At 28.1% G+C, this 1,607-nt stretch carries 1 protein-coding gene; it reads left to right on the top strand.

The genetic code is table 11. The features are described from left to right. Positions 1-298 precede the first annotated feature (298 nt). Complete coding sequence (gene sucC, locus MBFIL_RS04370; protein WP_066971839.1) at positions 299-1,411, top strand: ADP-forming succinate--CoA ligase subunit beta; 1,113 nt, start codon at positions 299-301, stop codon at positions 1,409-1,411. Positions 1,412-1,607: the final 196 nt, after the last annotated feature.

Below are 1,607 nucleotides of genomic sequence, written 5' to 3'. Positions count from 1 at the left end.
GAGCTATGTCTTATTTAAAACCAATAATTGAAAGACAGAACGATGAATTAAAATGGACCTAAATGTTATGATAAATCATTATTTTAGTAATAATCAATTTTTCAGGAGGCAACTTTTTGACACAAACAATTATTTTAATAATGAAAAACATAATTAGTAATATCTAAATGATAACTACAAATTTGCAAGTAAATGAATTATTACTGATTGAGTATATTTTAGTTTATTTAAATTAATCTTGCAAAAAATCACTTATTATTTACACATAATTGTTTATATCAAATACTCGGGTAATCATATGAAGTTTTATGAATATAATGCAAAAAAAATATTTAAAAAAGCAGGAATAAACATTCCAGAGGGTCATGTTGCTTATTCTCCTGAAGAAGCAATGGAGATTGTTAATGAAATGGGTTCATCAGTTGTAATTAAATCTCAAGTTTTAGTTGGAGGTAGAGGTAAAGCTGGTGGAATTAAATTTGCCGATGATCCTGGAGAAGCATTTGAAGTAGCTCAGGAATTACTTAATTTTGAGATTAAAGGAGAAAAAGTTAAACATCTTCTTGTAGAACAAAAGGTAAATATCAAAAAAGAATATTATTTAAGTGTTTCTATTGATAGAACTAATAAAAAACCAATAATAATGGCTAGTATTGAAGGTGGAGTTGATATTGAACAATTAGCTATTGATGATCCTGATAAAATCATTAAACACCATGTAAATCCTCTTGAAATGTTCTTACCTTATGAAGCAAGAGAAATAGCTAGAAGAATGGATGTTGGAAGTAATATGATTTCTGCCATGGGCGATATAATACTTAAATTATATGATGTATTTAAAAGATCTGATGCACAAACAGCTGAAATAAATCCCTTAATCTTAACTGATGAAGGTTTAATAGCTGCAGATGCTAAACTTGAAATCGAAGATGACTCTTTATTTAGGCATAAAGCATTAATGGAAGCAAATAATTTTAAGAAAAAAGATTTTGCTTTTGTTAAATTAGATGGGGACATTGCAGTTATAGGCAATGGTGCAGGATTAACTTTAACAGGAATGGACATGATAAAATTAAAAGGTGGAGAACCAGCAACATTCTTAGACATAGGGGGAGGAGCCTCAGAAAACACAATCAAGAAAGCTTTAAATTTAGTCTTAATCTATGCTCCAGTTAAAGTAGTATTCTTAAATGTTTTAGGAGGAATTACAAGAGCAGATGATGTAGCAAAAGGAGTTATACATGCATTAAATTCATCAAAAAGAAAAATAAACATAGTAATTCGTCTAACTGGAACAAATGAAGAAGAAGGTCAAAAAATCCTAGAAGATGCAGGAATTCCATTTGAAATATCAATGGAAAAGGCAGCTGAAAAAGCTGTAGCTATTCGTAATTCTTTAGTTAGTTCTTAAACAGTATTAACTATTATTAGATATTCTTAAATATTTTTAAATGCCTTTCAATTTTTTTTTCTTATTTTATTGGCTGTGCAATAATTAATTTTTCAGTTGATGGATGACAGTGAATTTTCTTAGTTGTGGTTAGATTGTAAATTATTTTTTGTAGTTTTTTTTATTTGTTGTCTATGTTTTTCATTGAATATCTATT

The sequence above is a fragment of the Methanobrevibacter filiformis genome (genome assembly GCF_001639265.1).
GTDB classification, from domain to species: Archaea; Methanobacteriota; Methanobacteria; order Methanobacteriales; family Methanobacteriaceae; genus Methanacia; species Methanacia filiformis.
Note: the sequence above shows the minus strand (reverse complement) of the source record. Positions and strands in the feature narration are given on the sequence as shown.

Coding starts and splice junctions, on each gene's coding strand:
- sucC (WP_066971839.1), top strand. CDS start 299: ATGAAGTTTTATGAATATAATGCAAAAAAAATATTTAAAAAAGCAGGA.